The organism is Arthrobacter sp. CP30, assembly GCF_053470025.1.
On the sequence record NZ_JBQEMM010000001.1, the window covers coordinates 120700 to 137083 of the forward strand.

The 16384-nt window shown below is 69.4% G+C and carries 12 protein-coding genes; 3 read left to right on the plus strand and 9 right to left on the minus strand.

The features are described 5' to 3' along the window. Position 1 precedes the first annotated feature (1 nt). The 3 genes from ACTIMO_RS00535 to ACTIMO_RS00545 all read right to left on the minus strand — a co-directional run bounded on the left by ACTIMO_RS00535 (position 2) and on the right by ACTIMO_RS00545 (position 3979). Positions 2 to 943 (minus strand): sugar ABC transporter permease, encoded by a 942-nt coding sequence (locus ACTIMO_RS00535; RefSeq protein WP_055767295.1) that lies wholly within the window; start codon positions 941 to 943, stop codon positions 2 to 4. Continuing rightward, the gene (locus ACTIMO_RS00540) at positions 940 to 2541 is read right to left on the minus strand and encodes an ABC transporter permease subunit (protein WP_055767291.1); all 1602 of its coding nucleotides are present in this window, start codon (positions 2539 to 2541) and stop codon (positions 940 to 942) included. The genes ACTIMO_RS00535 and ACTIMO_RS00540 overlap by 4 nt, the downstream gene beginning before the upstream one ends. A 136-nt stretch (positions 2542 to 2677) precedes the next feature. Then, complete coding sequence (locus ACTIMO_RS00545) at positions 2678 to 3979, minus strand: sugar ABC transporter substrate-binding protein (RefSeq protein ID WP_448181127.1); 1302 nt, start codon at positions 3977 to 3979, stop codon at positions 2678 to 2680. Positions 3980 to 4234: 255 nt separating this feature from the next. On the opposite strand from ACTIMO_RS00545, the gene ACTIMO_RS00550 reads away from it, so the two are divergent. Both ACTIMO_RS00550 and ACTIMO_RS00555 read left to right on the plus strand, forming a co-directional pair. Continuing rightward, positions 4235 to 5974, plus strand: coding sequence for a glycoside hydrolase family 13 protein (locus ACTIMO_RS00550; protein WP_448181128.1), 1740 nt, complete (start codon positions 4235 to 4237; stop codon positions 5972 to 5974). Positions 5975 to 6082: 108 nt separating this feature from the next. Further along, entirely contained in the window at positions 6083 to 7096 is a 1014-nt protein-coding gene (locus ACTIMO_RS00555; RefSeq protein WP_055767283.1) for a LacI family DNA-binding transcriptional regulator, read from the plus strand. Positions 7097 to 7162: 66 nt separating this feature from the next. On the opposite strand, the gene pulA is transcribed toward ACTIMO_RS00555, so the two are convergent. Next, on the minus strand, positions 7163 to 10240 hold the full coding sequence (gene pulA, locus ACTIMO_RS00560) for a pullulanase-type alpha-1,6-glucosidase (RefSeq protein ID WP_448181129.1): 3078 nt from the start codon (positions 10238 to 10240) through the stop codon (positions 7163 to 7165). 146 nt (positions 10241 to 10386) lie between these two features. Between pulA and ACTIMO_RS00565 the strand changes: the two genes are divergently transcribed. Continuing rightward, complete coding sequence (locus ACTIMO_RS00565; protein WP_448181130.1) at positions 10387 to 11430, plus strand: LacI family DNA-binding transcriptional regulator; 1044 nt, start codon at positions 10387 to 10389, stop codon at positions 11428 to 11430. Here the strand turns inward: ACTIMO_RS00565 and ACTIMO_RS00570 are convergent. The 5 genes from ACTIMO_RS00570 to ACTIMO_RS00590 all read right to left on the minus strand — a co-directional run bounded on the left by ACTIMO_RS00570 (position 11427) and on the right by ACTIMO_RS00590 (position 16320). Beyond that, positions 11427 to 11882, minus strand: a complete 456-nt coding sequence (locus tag ACTIMO_RS00570; protein WP_448181131.1) for a heat shock protein transcriptional repressor HspR — start codon at positions 11880 to 11882, stop codon at positions 11427 to 11429. The two genes, ACTIMO_RS00565 and ACTIMO_RS00570, sit on opposite strands and share 4 nt — an antisense overlap. Positions 11883 to 11932: 50 nt before the next feature. Further along, positions 11933 to 12928, minus strand: a complete 996-nt coding sequence (locus ACTIMO_RS00575) for a DnaJ C-terminal domain-containing protein (protein ID WP_055767271.1) — start codon at positions 12926 to 12928, stop codon at positions 11933 to 11935. Positions 12929 to 13087: 159 nt separating this feature from the next. After that, positions 13088 to 13750, minus strand: coding sequence for a nucleotide exchange factor GrpE (locus ACTIMO_RS00580; RefSeq protein ID WP_448181132.1), 663 nt, complete (start codon positions 13748 to 13750; stop codon positions 13088 to 13090). Between the two features lie 2 nt (positions 13751 to 13752). Next, positions 13753 to 15621: a molecular chaperone DnaK gene (gene dnaK / locus ACTIMO_RS00585; protein WP_055767265.1), complete on the minus strand. Its 1869-nt coding sequence runs from the start codon at positions 15619 to 15621 to the stop codon at positions 13753 to 13755. A gap of 276 nt (positions 15622 to 15897) precedes the next feature. After that, positions 15898 to 16320 carry an arsenate-mycothiol transferase ArsC gene (locus ACTIMO_RS00590; RefSeq protein ID WP_055767262.1) on the minus strand — a complete coding sequence of 141 codons (423 nt, stop codon included), beginning with the start codon at positions 16318 to 16320 and terminating at the stop codon, positions 15898 to 15900. Between the last annotated feature and the right edge of the window lie 64 nt (positions 16321 to 16384).

Consider the following 16384-nt stretch of genomic DNA (forward strand, 5'->3'; position numbering starts at 1 on the left):
GTCAGCCCTTGACGGAACCGGCCACGAGACCGTTGGTGATGTACTTCTGCAGGAACAGGAACAGGGCCATCACCGGGACCGCTGCCAGCACGGCGCCGGCGGCGAAGACGCCCCAGTTCTCGGAGCGCTGCTGCGCCACGTAGGAGTAGAGGCCCACGGCGAGGGTCTGCGACTCCGGGTCCGTGAGCACCACGCTGGCGATGACGAACTCGCTGCTCAGCCCGATGAACGCCAGCAGCCCGACGACGGCGAGGATCGGCGTGACGAGCGGCAGGATGATCGTGAAGAACACCTGCACGTGGCTCGCGCCGTCGATCCGCGCGGCCTCGTCGAGCGACTTCGGCACGGTGTTGAAGAACCCGTACATGAGGTATGTGTTCACGCCGAGCGCTCCGCCGAGGTAGACCATGATCAGGCCGAGCTGGCTGCCGAGGCCCAGCCAGGGCACGACGTCGGTGATCGCATTGAGGAGCAGGAAGATCGCGACGACGGCGAGCAGCTGGGGGAACATCTGGAGGATCAGCAGCGACAGCAGGCTGACGCGGCGCCCCGTGAAGCGCATGCGGCTGAACGCGTAGGCGGCCAGCGCCCCGAGGAACACGGTGGCCGCGCTCGTCACCACGCCGATCACCATGGTGTTCATGAACCAGCGGCCGAAGGGACGCGTGGGATCGCTGAACAGGGCCTCGAAGTTGCCACCGTCGAACGCGGTGAACAGGGCGTTGGACCCGGCCATGGTGCCGTTCGAGTTCAGGGCGGCGGAGAGGACGTACAGGAGGGGGAACACGGCGAAGACCGTCGTGACGACGCCGACCACGTGCCGCCAGCCCTTGTGCCGGAACCACTGGCCGAAGGAACGCTTGCGCTGTGCGGGGACGGAACCGGACCCCCCGGACGGGGTGGGGGCCGGTGCTACTGCCTGCGGATCGATGAACGTGGTCATCCGTTGATGTCCTCCAGAGCCTTGGTCTGCCGGAAACTGATGGCGGAGATCACGGCGACGATGATGAAGATGATGATGGACAGGGCACTGGCGAGGCCGTAGTCGCGGCCCACACCTGTCCCGAAGGCGATCTCGTAGACCATGGTGATGAGGATGTCGGTGTGGCCGATGTTCGCCGTCGTGTTGTCGAAGCGGGGCCCGCCGTCCGTCAGCATGTAGATGACGTTGAAGTTGTTGAAGTTGAACGCGAAGCTCGCGATCAAGAGGGGCGCCACGGAGACGAGCAGCAGCGGCAGCTTGATGGCGGTGAAGGTACGCCAGGCGGAGGCACCGTCCATGCGGGCGGCCTCGTTGACCTCCTCGGGCAGCGACTGCAGTGCTCCCGTGCACACCAGGAACATGTAGGGGAACCCGAGCCACAGGTTGACCACGAGCACGCTGACCTTCGCGAGGACCGGGTCGGTCAGCCAGGGGATGTCCGCGCCGCCGAAGAAGGTGTTGTTGACGAACCCGAACTCCGGGTTGAGCAGACCGGACCAGACGAGGCCGGCCAGGAACGCCGGGAAGGCGTACGGCAGGATCATCAGGATCCGGTAGATCCGCTTCCCGCGGAGGTCCGGCAGGTTGAAGGCGTTGGCGAGGAAGAGCCCGAGCGCGAAGGTCGAGAGCACCGAGACGATCGCGAAGGTGAAGGTCCAGAGGACCACCTGGAGGAGCGGCCCCCGGATGTTCTGGTCCGAGAACGCCTTCGTGAAGTTGTCGAGGCCGACATTGATCTTCCATCCGGTACTGAGCTGCTCGCCGTCCTCGGACTGGAACGAGCCCTCGCCGCGATCGGAGTAGGTGGCGCCGGTCTCGAGGTCCGTGAAGGTGCTGGTGTCCTCGTCGTAGCTCAGCGACGGGCGGTACACGTAGGCGTTGGAGCCGTCGCCGGTCTTCAGGCTGCCGTCCTCGGGGTCGTCGGAGAACGGGACCGTGATCGCGAGGATGTCCGCCTGGTTCGCGAGGACCTCGCCGAACTGCAGGGCGCGGTAGCCCTCGAGTTCCGTGCCCTTGCCGGTGCCGTCCGTGACGGCGTCCTCGGCCTCCTCCAGCGGCTCACCCGTGGTGCCGACCGAGACCGTGCCGTCGGGCTCGGTGGCCAGGAGGTGGAAGACGCCGTCGCGCTCGAGGATCGTGACCCGGTACGCGGGCGAGTCGGGGACGCGCTGCTGTGCCGAGAGCTGGATGGCGTTCACGGCGTCGGCCTTGGTGCTGTTGTGCCCGTCGCCGTAGTTGGTGAAGGCCACGTAGCCGCTGTAGATCATGACGAAGACCTGGAAGATCACCAGGAAGAAGATGCCGGGCGCCAGGTACTTGGCGGGCAGGCCGCCCCGGCGCAGGTAGACCCAGTTGATCAGCACCGTCACGACGGCGGCGAACACGAGGACCAGCCATTTCTCCTGTAGGAAGAGGGTGATCATGACGTAGACGGCGAATGCGTCCACGAGCCCGAGCAGCACGATCTTCACGAGCAGGCCGAGGGTCGAGTCGGCGCGGAGGGCGGTCTTCTTCGGCGGGCGCGTTGCGGCCGGGCCGGGAGGGGCCAGTGTGGGCATGGGGGGAGCTTTCGTTGATCGGCGACGCTACTGGGTGGATGGCCACCGCCGGGAATCGCTCGACCGGCGGTGGCCGGCCTGCTGCCGGAGCAGCCGGGACGGCGCCCGCCGTCTGGACGACGGGCGCCGCGGGGTCCTACTGTCCGGCGATCTTCGCCTCGATGTTGCCGACCATGGTGGTCCAGGCGCCCTCGGGGTCGCCGCTGCCCTTGATCAGGGCGAGCTCGGTGGCTCCCCAGTCGGCCCAGACGGCCTGCATCTCGGGCAATGCCGGCATGGGGACGCCGTTGGCGCCGATCTCGCCGAAGGCTGCGACGATCGGATCCGAGGCTGCCTTGTCGAAGCTGGCCTTCAGCGCCGGGGGGCGTCCGCCGACGTCGTACATGGCGTCCTGTGCGGCCTCGGTGCTGAGGTAGTTCACGGCGAACTCGTTCGCGGCGAGCGCGTTGACGCTCTGTGAGGAGATGAAGAAGCCGTTGACGCCGATGAACGGCTGGGCATCCTCGTCACCGACTGTGGGGAGCTTGTCCACGGCGAGGTTCAGGCCGGCGGCCTGCGCGTCGGGGACGTTCCAGGGACCGGTGAGGAAGTAGGGCGACTCCCCCGCGTTGAACTTCTCCTTGGCGATGTCACCCGTGATGTTGGAGTTGATGATCTTCGATCCGGTGTCTCCCCATTCCACGAGCTTCTTCGCGAACTCGACACCGCCGGGCTCGCCGAGCAGCAGTTCGTCGGCGTTGTAGCTGCCGTCCTCGTTCTGGCCGAAGACCGGTACGCCCAGGGACGTCTGCAGCGGGTACAGGTGGTACGGGTCTCCCTGCTTGGGGTCCATGCCCACGAGGAACGGGTAGACGGCGGATCCGTCGGCGACGGCGGCCTCGCCGTTGGCGATGACCTCGTCGAAGGTGCCCGCAGGCTCGGGCACGAGGTCCGTGTTGCGGAGCAGTGCGATGTTCTCGAGGGCGTAGGGGACGCCGTAGACGCTGCCGTCATAGGTCATAGCCTGGACGGCGGACTCCTGGAACCCGGCGGCCTTGTCGCCGAGTTCGACGGGCGCCACGACCCCGTTCTGGACGAACGTGCCCAGCCAGTCGTGGGGGCCGACGATCAGGTCCGGGCCCTTGCCCGTCGGCACCTGCGTGATGAAGTCGTCGCGCACGGCGGCGAAGTCCTTGACCGCGAGCTTGACCTCGATGCCGGTGTCCTCCTTGAAGGACCTGGTGATCTCCTCGAGGGCCGGGGCGCGCTCGGCGTCCACCCACATGGTGAGGGTCGTCGATCCACCCTCGGCGAGGTCGGCGGCCGCTGCGGAGGTGGTGGTGGTGGACGAGGACTCGGAAGCTCCCCCTCCGCAGGCCGTGAGGGCCAGGACTGCAACCGACATCACGCCGGTGATCAAAGCGTGCCGACGCGTCGGCTGGGTGGATCGCACCTTCATTGGTGAACCTTTCATGAGCGTCTTCGGTCAGTCCCCCGGCGGCGGACGGGGAGTCCTGGAGCCGGGAGACGTCGATGCCACGACCGCTCCGGGGACGGAGCTGCGGTGACCCGAGTCACAACTGTAAACGCTTGCAAGATTTCTGCCTAGTCCACGCAAGATCAACGCAATATCGCTGACAAATCAACAAAGCCAGCCCACTGATGGTTGGAAACGCTTCCAGAACATGCCCGGTGTGGGCTTAGGATGGTCCGCATGCCCGAGATCGCCCCCCTGCTCGGCGAGTCCCTGACCTCGCCCGCCGCCTTCCACACTCCGCTGCACGCACCGCACGAGGAGGACCAGTGGTGGCGTTCCTCCGTGATCTACCAGGTCTATCCGCGGTCCTTCCGTGACTCCAACGGTGACGGCACGGGCGACCTGCCCGGGATCACGGGCGAACTCGCGCGCCTGGCGGAGCTGAGCATCGATGCCGTCTGGCTCTCGCCGTTCTACACCTCGCCCCAGCGCGACGGCGGCTATGACGTGGCCGACTACTGCGACGTCGACCCGCGATTCGGCACGCTGGGCGACTTCGACGCCCTCGTCGGGCGGGCGGACGCCCTCGGGATCCGCGTGATCGTGGACCTCGTCCCCAACCACTGCTCCAGCGACCACACCCTCTTCCAGGCCGCCCTCGCCGCACCCGCCGGCTCCCCCGAGCGCGCGATGTTCATCTTCCGCGACGGCCGCGGCGAGGACGGCAGCATCCCGCCGAACAACTGGCAGTCCCACTTCGGCGGGCCCGCGTGGACCCGGACCGTCGCTGCGGACGGCGCCCCCGGCCAGTGGTACCTGCACCTCTTCGACTCCTCGCAGCCCGACTTCGACTGGGACAACCCGGCCGTGCGCGCGGAGTTCGAGCGTGTCCTGCGTTTCTGGCTGGACCGCGGCGTCGGCGGCTTCCGCGTGGATGTGGCGCACGCCCTCATCAAGGCCGAGGGGCTGCCCGACTGGGGCGGACGCGCCGACGGCGGTTCCACCGACGGCTTCCCCGGCTGGGAGGCACCGATGTTCGGCCAGGACGAGGTGCACGCGATCTACCGCCGGTGGCGGGCGATCCTCGCCGAGTACGACGGCGAACGCATCCTCTGCGCCGAGGCTTCGATCGATCCCCTGCCCCGGCTGACCGACTGGGTCCGCGCGGACGAGATGCACCAGGCGTTCAACTTCGCCTACCTGCACCACCCGTGGAACGCCCACGCCCTGCGGGACGTCATCTCCTCCTCGCTCACGGCCTTCGACGCCGTGGCGGCGCCCACCACCTGGGTGCTCAGCAACCACGACGTCGTCCGGCACACCAGCCGCTTCGGCCTCACCGACGGCACGCCCCGCGGTGGTGACGGGATCGGGCACAGCGACCCCCAGCCCGATCTCCACACCGGCCTCGCCCGCGCCAGGGCGGCGTCGCTCGCCATGTTCGCCCTGCCCGGCGGCATCTACCTCTACCAGGGCGAGGAGCTCGGTCTCCCCGACCACACCTCCATGCCCGACGACGCCCGCCAGGATCCGACCTTCGCCCGGACCGGGGGCGAGCGGATCGGTCGTGACGGGTGCCGCGTACCGCTGCCGTGGCGCGCGGACCAGCCGTCCTCAGGGTTCGGCGGGGCGGACTCGACCGCAGCACCATGGCTCCCCCAGCCCGAGGGCTGGGCGGGGTTCGCCCGCGACGTCCAGGCTGCGGACCCGGATTCCACCCTGTCCCTCTACCGCACGGCCCTGCAGCTGAGGCGGGATCTGCGCCTCGGTGCGGGATCACTGAGCTGGTCCCGGCCGTTCGAGCAGAGCGACGTCGTCGCCTTCCTCAACGGCGAGGTGCTCGTGGTCCTCAACATGGGTGAGTTCGCCGCTCCCCTGCCTCCCGGCACGGTCATCGCGGCCAGCACGCCCGGCGCGGTGGAGGACGGCCTGCTGGTCCCGGACGCCTGCGTCTGGATCCTCAGCACCGCCGGATAGCGGATCCGCGCCCGATCCGGGATGATCGGGCGGGGCACGCCGACCGGCGCGCCCTTCACATCGTCCCGTGCCGGCCCTACCGGCCGGGAGCGCAGACCCAGGGGGACCATGGCCGGGATCAAGGATGTCGCCGAACTCGCCGGCGTCTCCACGGCCACCGTCTCCCGTGCCCTCAGCGGGAACGGGCGCGTGTCCGAGCGGGCCCGGGCCCGCGTGCTGCAGGCCGCGAAGGAACTCGACTTCGTGGTCAGTTCGACGGCGTCGTCCCTCGCCTCGGGACGGCACCGCAACATCGGCGTCGTCGTCCCGTCCGTGGCCCGCTGGTACTACTCCCAGATCCTCGACAGCGTGGCCGCATCCCTCCTCGAGGCGGGGTATGACCTCACGCTGTACAACCTGAACGAGGACGCCGGGTCCCGGGACCGCGTCCTGTCGGAGTTCCTGCTGCGGCAGCGGTGCGACGGCGTCATCCCCGTCTCGCTCGAGCTGAGCCGTGACGAACTGGGCCAGCTCCTGGCGGTCGGGAAGCCGGTCGTGGGCATCGGCGGCCCGCTGCCCGGAGCCGAGACCTACAGCGTCAACGACCACGAGATCGCGGAACTGGCCACCGAGCACCTGATCACGCTCGGGCACCGCAGGATCGCCCACATCGGCGGCTCGGACGCCTTCGAGAACGACTTCCGCATCTCCGGCACCCGTCGGCACGGCTACGAGTCGGCCATGGCCGCCGCGGGGCTGGACATCCTGGACTCCTGGCGGATCGACGGCGACTTCACCATCCAGGGCGGCTACGCCCAGGCCAAGCAGCTGCTCGGGTATCCGCGGGACACCCCCACCGCGGTGTTCTGCGCCTCCGACGAGATGGCCATCGGCGCCGTCCTCGCCGCGCGCGAACTGGGACTGCGCGTCCCCGAGGACGTCTCGGTGATCGGGATCGACGGGCACGAGCTGGGTGAGGCCCTCGGCCTGACGACGGTCGCGCAGTTCCCGCAGGAGCAGGGCCGGCGGGCCGTCGGGCGGCTCCTGCAGATCCTGCAGGAACCGGACGCGCACCGGCCGACGAACCATGCCGCGCGGACCGCCCTCATCATCCGCTCCAGCACGTCCGTCCCGAAGCCCTGAGGCGCGGCCGCCACCGGACGACGAAGGCCCGGCCCCCGTGCGGGAGCCGGGCCTTCCCGGGCAGGGTCAGCGGGCCTCGAAGACCGCGACCGTCCGTGCCGGGACCATGAAGGTGCCGTCGGCGGCGGCCGTCGCCCCGCGGACGACGTCGTCGCTCCCCTCCGCCTGGACGGTGTGCAGGGCGAAGCCGGCTCCGGCTGCGGCAGGGACCCGCTGCACCGTGGCGTCGTCGGACGCGTTGAAGACGACGACGATGCCCTTCCGCCCGGGATCGACGTCCGGGCCGACGGTGTCGTCGAGGTGCATGACGATCACGCCGGGCGCCTGGTCGGTACCGCTGCCCGGGAAGGACAGCTTCTGCTGCACGAGGTCCGCCGTGCCGAGGCTGAACAGCGGGCTGCCCTGCCGGATGGCGAGCAGTTCCTGCGCCTGCAGCCGGGCCGCCTCGATGTCCGCCGCGGTCGGCTTGAGGGCGGGATCGGCGAGCAGCGGCTGCATGAAGGCGTACTTGTCCTCGTTGTCCGCCCGGGGCGGGAGGCCCCTGCCGAAGCCGTTGTCGGTGCCCGTGTGGTCGAGGACGTTGAACCAGTCGCCGGAATCGTAGCTGTTGCGGTCCAGCGACTTGCTGCGGAGCGCTTCGCCGCCCGCGTGCCAGAAGGAGATCCCCTGGCCGAACGCCGTCGTCGAGAGCGCCAGGGTCTGCATCCGGATCCGGTCCGCCATTGCGGTGTCCGTGGGCAGCTTGAAGGCCAGTGCGTCGAAGAGCGTCTCGTTGTCGTGCGCCTCGACGTAGGTGATCGCCTCCTGCGGGTCCGCGGTGTACCCGGCGGGTGAGCCGTTGTAGTCCACTCCGGCGCCGGTCACCTCGTTGCCGAGGCGGTCCGTGAACCGGTAGTCCCTGAGGTTGCCGGTCAGTCCCACGCGGATCTGGTCCTGGGACAGCAGCAGGCGGGCCCGCTGCTCCTCCTCCGTGCCGTTCCCCTCGACGCCGTTGGGGTCGGTGAGCAGGCCGGAGGCGAAGCCCTGGATCCGGGGGTCGCCGTCGAACGGACCGCCGCCGCGCACGGCGTCGCGCAGGCGGTCGTTGAACGTTCCGATGCCCGTGCCGGCCATGGTCGTTTGCGTCGCCTGCTCGAACCGGGCGTTGTCGGCCACCTCACCGAAGTTCCAGCCCTCGCCGTACAGGTAGACGGACTTCCCGTCGACGCCGTCGCGCTCGAGCGTCAGCCCGTCGAGGGCCGCCCGGACGTCGAGGATGTTCTGCTTGGAGTGGTGTCCCATGAGGTCGAAGCGGAAGCCGTCGAGCTTGTACGTCCTGGCGAGGGTGACGATGGAGTCCACCATCAGCTTGCCCATCATGGTGTGCTCGGTGGCGGTGTTGGGGCAGCAGGTCGAGGTCTCGACGGCGCCCGACGCGGGGTTCAGCCGGTGGTAGTAGCCGGGCACGATCCGGTCGAGGTTGTTGGTCGAGGACTGGCCCGCGCCGGCAGTGTGGTTGTAGACGACGTCCTGGATCACGCGGAGCCCGGCGGTGTTCAGCGAGGAGACCATGGTGCGGAACTCGGCGATGCGGGTCCCGTCCGACGGATCGGTCGAGTAGGAGCCCTCGGGCGTCGTGTAGTGCAGGGGATCGTACCCCCAGTTGAAGCCGTCCTGGCCGGCCACGGCCGTGACGCACTCCTGCTGTTCCGTGCCGTCGGGCGCGAAGGAGTCGAGATCGCAGCCGGGCTCCGCCTGGAGTGCGCGGTCCTCCTCGATGGTGCCGATGTCGTTCACCGGGAGCAGGTGCACGGCGTTCAGGCCACTGGACGCGAGGTCCGAGAGCCGCGTCATGCCGTCGCTGCCGGAGCGCCCGAAGGCCGCGTAGGTGCCACGCTCGGCCTCGGGCACCGTGGTGTCGGTGATCGAGAAGTCGCGCACGTGCAGTTCGTAGACGGACAGCTCCTCGGGCTTCTGCACGGCCGGCTTGGTGAGGCGCGACCACGACTGCGGCATGAGTGCCGGGTCCTCGAGGTCCACGATCAGGGACCGCTCGGAGTTCGTCGACAGGCCCACGCTGTAGGGGTCGGTGACGATGTTGTGCTCGACGGCGCCGGTCTCGGGGACGAAGACCTCGACGTCGTACACGTAGTACGCGCCCTTCCAGTCCTTCTCGCCCTTGACGCTCCACACGCCGTCCTTGCCCGCGCGCAACGCGCGGGTGGTGATCGGGCTGCCGCCCGTCCCGTCCCGGAAGACCTGGACCGAGACGCTGCGGGCGGTCGGAGCCCACAGGTCGAGCTGGGGCTTCCGGCCCTTCCAGCTCAGGCCGAGCTCCTGCCGTGCCGCACCGGCGTAGAGGCTGTCCAGCACCCCCGGCACCTGCACCCCGGTGGCGGCGAGGACGGACCCGTCCGGTGCGAGGGCCGCGAGCAGCAGCTGGCCCCTGAGGAGCTCACCTGCCCTCCGCACGTCCTTCTTCCCGAGCGTGAGGGTGGTGAGGGAGGAGAGGTGCGGGTATCTCGCCGCGAGTGCGGGGGCGAGCTGCGATCCGCTCACGGAGAGATCGAGGGAGGCGCCCCCGACGACGGCGCCGTCCTCGACCGCCAGGCCGCCGTCGGGCGACGAGTACAGGCGGTACCGCGTGCCGTCGGGGAGATCCACGTCCCAGGCGAGCGTTTCGGGGGTGAGCCAGTGCCCGGCCGTGGTCGCCGTCGGGGCCGCGGGGACGTCGCTGGAGATCACGTGCGTGCGGTGGTCGTAGGTGAAGGTGACGGGGCCCCCGGGAGCCTCGAGGACCAGGTTCGCACCACCCGCCGCCCCGTCCGCACCGTAGTTCTCGCCCCATGCATCGTTCAGCGCCACCTTGTACTCGTAGGAGCCCGCGGGGACGTCGAAGGTCGCCGTCCAGGTGTCCGGTGATCCGGGCTCGGGGGCAAGTCTTGTCGCTGCGCACTCGGGCTGCCAGTCGCCGGGGCAGCCGAGTTCCGATTGCAGTGAACCGACGAGGGCCACCGTGCCCGGCATGGCCGTGTGGTCCGCGAGCGCCGGCGCGGGCGTCAGGGTGGCGAGGAGGGGCAGGGAGAGGACGACGGCGGCGAGCCGGGACGCGCGTGGGGCAGCCGGCCCCCGCGCCGGCCGGGCCGTGGTGTCGAGGAGTGTCATGGTGGTCCTTCCCCGACCGCGCGTCGCTGCGCAGCCGGACTGTCCAGGAGTGGTTCTCCCGACCCTAGGGAGGGGCATGACCCGTCGTCAAGCAACTTTCACGAAAACTTTCTACGCCTGGAGGCCGCCTGCGCTAGATTGACCTCATGACTTCCGAGACCCGGATCGACCGCCCCCGCCTGGACGACGTCGCCCGGACGGCCGGCGTCAGCGTGCCCACCGTGTCACGGGTGCTGAACGGCAAGGGCGGCGCCTCGCAGGAGACCCGGCAGGCGGTGCTCGCGGCCATGGACAGCCTGGGCTACGAGCGCCCGGCGCGGACGGCCGGCCGGTCGAAAGGGCAGATCGGCGTCGTGGTGCCCGATCTCGTCAATCCCGTCTTCCCGGCCTTCGCGGGGGCGATCGCCGCCCTGCTGGCACCGAACGACTACATCCCCGCCCTCTGCACACTGCCCGGCGGGGGCATCACGGAGGACGAGTACGTGGCCTTGATGCTGGACCAGGGCGTCAGCGGCATCATCTTCGTCTGCGCCGCGCACTCGGACGGTCGGGCGAGCGTGGAGCGCTACCGCAGGCTGCGCGGCCGCGTGCCGTTCGTGCTGGTCAACGGCGCCCGCCCCGAGATCGACGCGCCGTCCGTCTCGAACGACGACGCCACCGCGATCCGGACCGCGGTCCGCCACCTCGTGGCGCAGGGGCACCAGCGCGTGGGATTCGCGACGGGCTCGGACCGGTTCATCCCGAGCCGCCGGAAGCTCGAGGGCTTCCGTGCCGGGCTCCACCAGTTCCTCGGCGAGGACGATGCCGATCCGCACATCGCGACGAGCATGTTCACCATCGAGGGAGGCCAGAGTGCCGCCGACGAGCTGATCGACAGCGGCCACACGGGCATCGTCTGCGCCTCCGACGTCATGGCACTCGGCGCGATGCGTGCGGCGCAGACGCGCGGGCTGCGGGTGCCCGAGGACATCTCGGTGGTCGGCTTCGACGACTCACCGCTCATGGCCTTCACCGACCCGCCCCTGACCACGCTCCGGCAGAACATCACCGCGATGGCGGAGGCCGCCGTCCACGCGCTCGTCACCGAACTCGCCGGCGACCGCACCTCCCGCTCGGACATCCTCTTCCAGGCGGACCTCGTGGTCCGTGGCTCCACCGGCGCAGGACCGGCGGTCAGGACCGCGCCCTAGTTCGCGGCGCGCAGGGGCAGCTGCCCCAGAGGAGGCCGGACGGCCTCCGGTCGCCACACCACGACGGCCTGGCTCCGCGGGCGGGGGCGCTGCCCGCGCGCGAGGGTGACGACGTCGCCCGCGAGACCGGCGGCGAAGACGCGCCCCGACTCGGCCTGCACGCGCCGCTGCGCGAGTTCCGCGGTCAGCTCGCCCACGCGGGACCGGAGCGCCGCGACCTGGTTCTCGAGGTCGAGGATGCGGCGGATGCCCTCGAGGGACACGCCCTCCTGGGAGAGCCGCTGGATCTCCCGCAGGGTCCCGACGTCCTTCTGGGAATAGCGCCGCGCCCGTCCCGGGGCACGGCTGGGCGTGACGAGTCCCAGCCGGTCGTACTGCCGCAGCGTCTGCGGGTGCATGTCGGCGAGCTCCGCGGCCACGGAGATGACGTACACGGGCATCGCGTAGTCCATCGGTGGCCTCCTTCCGTGCCGGTCCTCCCGGCGTTCGCTCAAATGTACTGTTACAGGCGCGCCTTCGCGGCCAGGCCGTCCCGGGGATCGGCGTCCTTCGTCGCGTCCCTGAACGCCTCGACGGCGGCTTCCGCCTCCTTGGACAGGTTCTGCGGCACCACCACCTCGACGGTCACCAGCAGGTCTCCCGTGGTCTTCGACGTCTTCACACCGCGGCCCTTGAGGCGGAGGGTACGGCCCGACGGCGTCCCTGCGGGGATACGCATCTTCACGAGCTCACCCGTGAGGGTCGGGACCTCGATCTGCGCTCCGAGGGCGGCCTCGGGGAACGTGACGGGCACGGTCAGGCGGATGGTGTCGCCGTCGCGCTTGAACAGCGGGTGCTCCTTGACGGACACCGCGACCATGAGGTCGCCCGGACCTGCCTGGCCGGGCTGGCCCTTGCCCTTGACCCGGACCTTCTGTCCGTCGCGGATGCCGGCGGGGATCCGTACGTCGATCTGCTCGCCCGACGGCTCACGCAGGCCGATCGTGGTGCCGTTGATGGCACCGGCGAAGGAGATGGAGGTGCTGGCCGTCCGGTCCGCGCCCTTCTGCGGGCGGGACTGCTGGAAGCCGCCGGGGAAGCTGCTGCCGCCCATCCCGCCGCCGCCGAAGAGATCGGCGAACTCCGGGGGGAGGGTGCTGTTCGAGAACCCCGTGCGCTGGCGCGGCCCTGCGCCCTGGCCGAAGAGGTTGCCGAAGATGTCCTCGAACCCGGCACCGGCTCCCGCGCCCCCACCCGGACCACCGGCGGAGAATCGGGCACCACCGCCCATGGCGCGGATGGCGTCGTACTGCTGGCGCTGCTCGGCGTCGGACAGGACCGAGTAGGCCTCGGACACGTCCTTGAACATGCGCTCGGACCCGGCGTCACCCTGGTTCTGGTCGGGGTGGTGCTTGCGGGCGAGCTTGCGGTACGCCTTCTTGATGTCGGCGTCGGACGCATCTTTGGAGACACCCAGGATCTTGTAGAAATCCTTGTCGACCCAATCCTGACTGGCCACTGGGCGTCTCCTTCCGTAGTTCTTCGAATAAAGAGGTGAGTAATCGGCGGGAGCCGGGGCAGTCCCCGAGGAAGGCGGCTTCAATATTCCAAGGGCCGCCAGGCCCGCAGGAATTTCGTTGCCGCCGTTCGGGGGCTGTCCCGGCTCTCACGGTGCTGATTACTCCGGAACCGCCACGATGACCTGGGCGGCCCGGAGGACGCGCTCGCCCTTACGGTAGCCCGCGCGGAGGATCTGGCTGACGCTGTCGGCCTGCACGTCGGCACTCGGCTGCTGCATGAGCGCCTCGTGGACGTTCGGGTCGAAGGCGACGCCGACCTCGTCGATCCGGGTGAGCTCGTACGCCTTGAGGACGTTCTCGAGCTTGCCGGCGATGGCCGCGAACGGCCCCCCGGCGAGGTCGCCGTGCTGGCGTGCGGCGTCGATGTCGTCGAGGACGGGCATCAGCGAGTTGAGCACGCCGATGACCGCCTGGTCACGGGCGACGTCCCGGTCACGCTCGACGCGGCGCCGGTAGTTGACGTATTCCGCCTGGAGCCGGAGGAGGTCGTTCCGCAGTTCCGCGACGACGTCCACGGCCGGATTGCTCTCGCCCTCCGCGCCCGCCTCATTGAGGATGGCCTCGGCCTGGGCCAGGGCGTCACCCTCGGAGGCGTCGCCCGAGGGCGCTGCCTGCTCCCCGGCCGCGGGATCCTCCGCGGCCGGGGCGCCGGCGTCGTTCTGCTGCCCACGGACTTCGCCTGTTTCCGGGTCGATCTTCCGCTTGTCACGGAAGCTCACCGGCTCCGACTGGTGCTCTTCTTCATTTCCGTGGTGCGGCATGACTACTTCTTCTCGTTGTCGTCGTCCACGACCTCGGCGTCGACGATGTCCTCGTCGGAGCCCTCGGCCGTCGGCTGGTCGTCGGCGGGTGCGCCACCGGCCTGCCCCGCGTCCTGCTGGGCCGAAGCGTAGATCGCTTCGCCGAGCTTGGACTGGGATGCCTGCAGCTTCTCGAAGGCCGACTTCACCTCGTCGTCGTTGTCCTGCGACTCGAGCGCCTTCTTGAGGGCGTCGACGTCGGCCTGGACCTCGGTCCTGACCTCCTCGGGCAGCTTGTCCGCGTTGTCGGCGATCAGCTTGTCCACCGAGTAGGCGAGCTGCTCGGCGCCGTTGCGGACGTCGGCCGCCTCGCGGCGCTTCTTGTCCTCGGCCGCGTGCTCCTCGGCCTCGCGGACCATGCGCTCGATGTCCTCCTTGGAGAGCGAGGAACCACCGGTGATGGTCATCGACTGCTCGGTACCCGTGCCCTTGTCCTTCGCGGACACGTGGACGATGCCGTTGGCGTCGATGTCGAAGGTGACCTCGACCTGCGGCACCCCGCGGGGGGCCGGCGCGATGCCGGTCAGCTCGAACGTGCCCAGCGGCTTGTTGTCACGGGTGAACTCGCGCTCGCCCTGGAAGACCTGGATGGCCACGGACGGCTGGTTGTCGTCCGCCGTCGTGAAGGTCTCGCTGCGCTTGGTCGGGATGGCCGTGTTGCGCTCGATGAGCTTGGTCATCATGCCGCCCTTGGTCTCGATGCCGAGGGACAGCGGGGTGACGTCGATGAGCAGGACGTCCTTGCGCTCGCCCTTGAGGACGCCGGCCTGCAGTGCGGCACCGACGGCCACGACCTCGTCCGGGTTGACGCCCTTGTTGGGCTCCTTGCCGCCTGCGAGCTCCTTGACGAGCTCACCGACCGCGGGCATACGCGTGGATCCGCCGACCAGGACGATGTGGTCGATGTCGGCGACCTTGATCCCGGCCTCGGCGATGACGTCGTTGAACGGCTTCTTGGTGCGGTCCAGCAGGTCCTTGGTCAGGTCCTGGAACTTGGCGCGCGAGAGGTGCTCGTCCAGGTGGACGGGACCGTCCGCCGTGACGGAGAGGTACTGCAGCGAGATGTTGGTGGAGGTGGCCGAGGAGAGTTCCTTCTTGGCCTGCTCCGCAGCCTCCTTCAGACGCTGCAGGGCGATCTTGTCCTTGGACAGGTCCGCACCCTTCGCCTTGGCCTGCGACAGCAGGTAGTCGACCACGCGCTGGTCCCAGTCGTCGCCGCCGAGCCGGTTGTCACCGGCGGTGGAGCGGACCTGGATCGTGGAGAAGGCGTCCTCGTCCTTGCCCACCTCGAGGAGCGAGACGTCGAACGTTCCGCCGCCGAGGTCGAAGACGAGGATGAGCTCGTCCTCCTTGCCCTTGTCGAGCCCGTAGGCGAGAGCGGCCGCGGTGGGCTCGTTGACGATGCGCAGGACCTTCAGGCCCGCGATCTCGCCGGCCTCCTTGGTGGCCTGGCGCTCGGCGTCGTTGAAGTAGGCGGGCACGGTGATGACGGCGTCCGTGACCTTCTCGCCGAGGTAGCTCTCGGCGTCGGTCTTCAGCTTCTGCAGCGTGCGTGCGGAGATCTCCTGCGCGGTGTACTTCTTGCCGTCGATGTCGACGTTCCAGTCGGTGCCCATGTGGCGCTTGACCGACGCGATGGTGCGGTCGATGTTGTTGACGGCCTGGCGCTTGGCGATCTCGCCGACCAGCACCTCGCCGGACTTGGAGAATGCGACGATCGACGGCGTGGTGCGGGCGCCCTCGGCGTTCGCGATGACGGTGGGCTCGCCGCCTTCGAGAACCGAGACGACCGAGTTGGTGGTTCCGAGGTCAATACCTACTGCACGTGACATGCAATTTCCTTTCGACTGCCCGGGATTTGCGAGGCGCTCATCCGCCGGGCGCGTAGATTGAGCGTTCTGCACTCAACTATAGGCCCGAGGGCTCGAGGCACCAAATCACCTTGAGTCGGGTCGACTCAACTCCTCCTCGGGCGGTCGGCTCCATCAGGTCCGCCGGGGAGAGATTGCGTGTGTGTGTGGGGGGCTCCGACACCACGGAGAAGACACGCGGATGGACGTGCACCCCGGCAGGCCGGCGGATGCCGGACGGGCTGGTCCGCCGGCGCACTACCGGCGGGTGAGGGCGGCGTGCAGGGCGGTGACGCGTTCGAGGATGTCGTCCCGGACCAGGCGCATGCGCTCGATCCCCTCGATACCGCGTTCACCGGGCTCGTCCGTCTCCCATCGCTCGTAGAGCGTGCCGTCGACCTCGTCGACCTGCGCCTCGGCACCCAGGACGACGACGAGGTCCGCCCGCTCCTGGTCCTCGCGGGTGATCCGCCGGGGCATGTTCCGGCTGATGTCGATCCCCAGCTCGGCCAGGACCTCCGCGGAGAGGCCGTTGACGGCGGACCCGGGCTTCGACCCGGCGGAGGCGCTGGCGACGGCACCCCCGGCCACCCTGTCCATGAGGCCGGCCGCCATCTGTGACTTGCCCCCGTTCTTGACGCACACGAACAGGACCGAGGGCGTGGCTGCCTTGAAGCTCATCGGGGTACTCACTTCTGCTCTGGAGGTCGGGATCAGGGGTCGCGGATCGGAGGCCGGGGATCAG

What these genes read in the sequence shown, in the direction of transcription:
- dnaK (WP_055767265.1), bottom strand. Translation starts at nt 15,621, where the DNA reads ATGTCACGTGCAGTAGGTATTGACCTCGGAACCACCAACTCGGTCGTC.
- pulA (WP_448181129.1), bottom strand. Translation starts at nt 10,240, where the DNA reads ATGACACTCCTCGACACCACGGCCCGGCCGGCGCGGGGGCCGGCTGCC.
- ACTIMO_RS00535 (WP_055767295.1), bottom strand. Translation starts at nt 943, where the DNA reads ATGACCACGTTCATCGATCCGCAGGCAGTAGCACCGGCCCCCACCCCG.
- ACTIMO_RS00580 (WP_448181132.1), bottom strand. Translation starts at nt 13,750, where the DNA reads ATGCCGCACCACGGAAATGAAGAAGAGCACCAGTCGGAGCCGGTGAGC.
- ACTIMO_RS00570 (WP_448181131.1), bottom strand. Translation starts at nt 11,882, where the DNA reads ATGGACTACGCGATGCCCGTGTACGTCATCTCCGTGGCCGCGGAGCTC.
- ACTIMO_RS00555 (WP_055767283.1), top strand. Translation starts at nt 6,083, where the DNA reads ATGGCCGGGATCAAGGATGTCGCCGAACTCGCCGGCGTCTCCACGGCC.
- ACTIMO_RS00550 (WP_448181128.1), top strand. Translation starts at nt 4,235, where the DNA reads ATGCCCGAGATCGCCCCCCTGCTCGGCGAGTCCCTGACCTCGCCCGCC.
- ACTIMO_RS00590 (WP_055767262.1), bottom strand. Translation starts at nt 16,320, where the DNA reads ATGAGCTTCAAGGCAGCCACGCCCTCGGTCCTGTTCGTGTGCGTCAAG.
- ACTIMO_RS00540 (WP_055767291.1), bottom strand. Translation starts at nt 2,541, where the DNA reads ATGCCCACACTGGCCCCTCCCGGCCCGGCCGCAACGCGCCCGCCGAAG.
- ACTIMO_RS00545 (WP_448181127.1), bottom strand. Translation starts at nt 3,979, where the DNA reads ATGAAGGTGCGATCCACCCAGCCGACGCGTCGGCACGCTTTGATCACC.
- ACTIMO_RS00565 (WP_448181130.1), top strand. Translation starts at nt 10,387, where the DNA reads ATGACTTCCGAGACCCGGATCGACCGCCCCCGCCTGGACGACGTCGCC.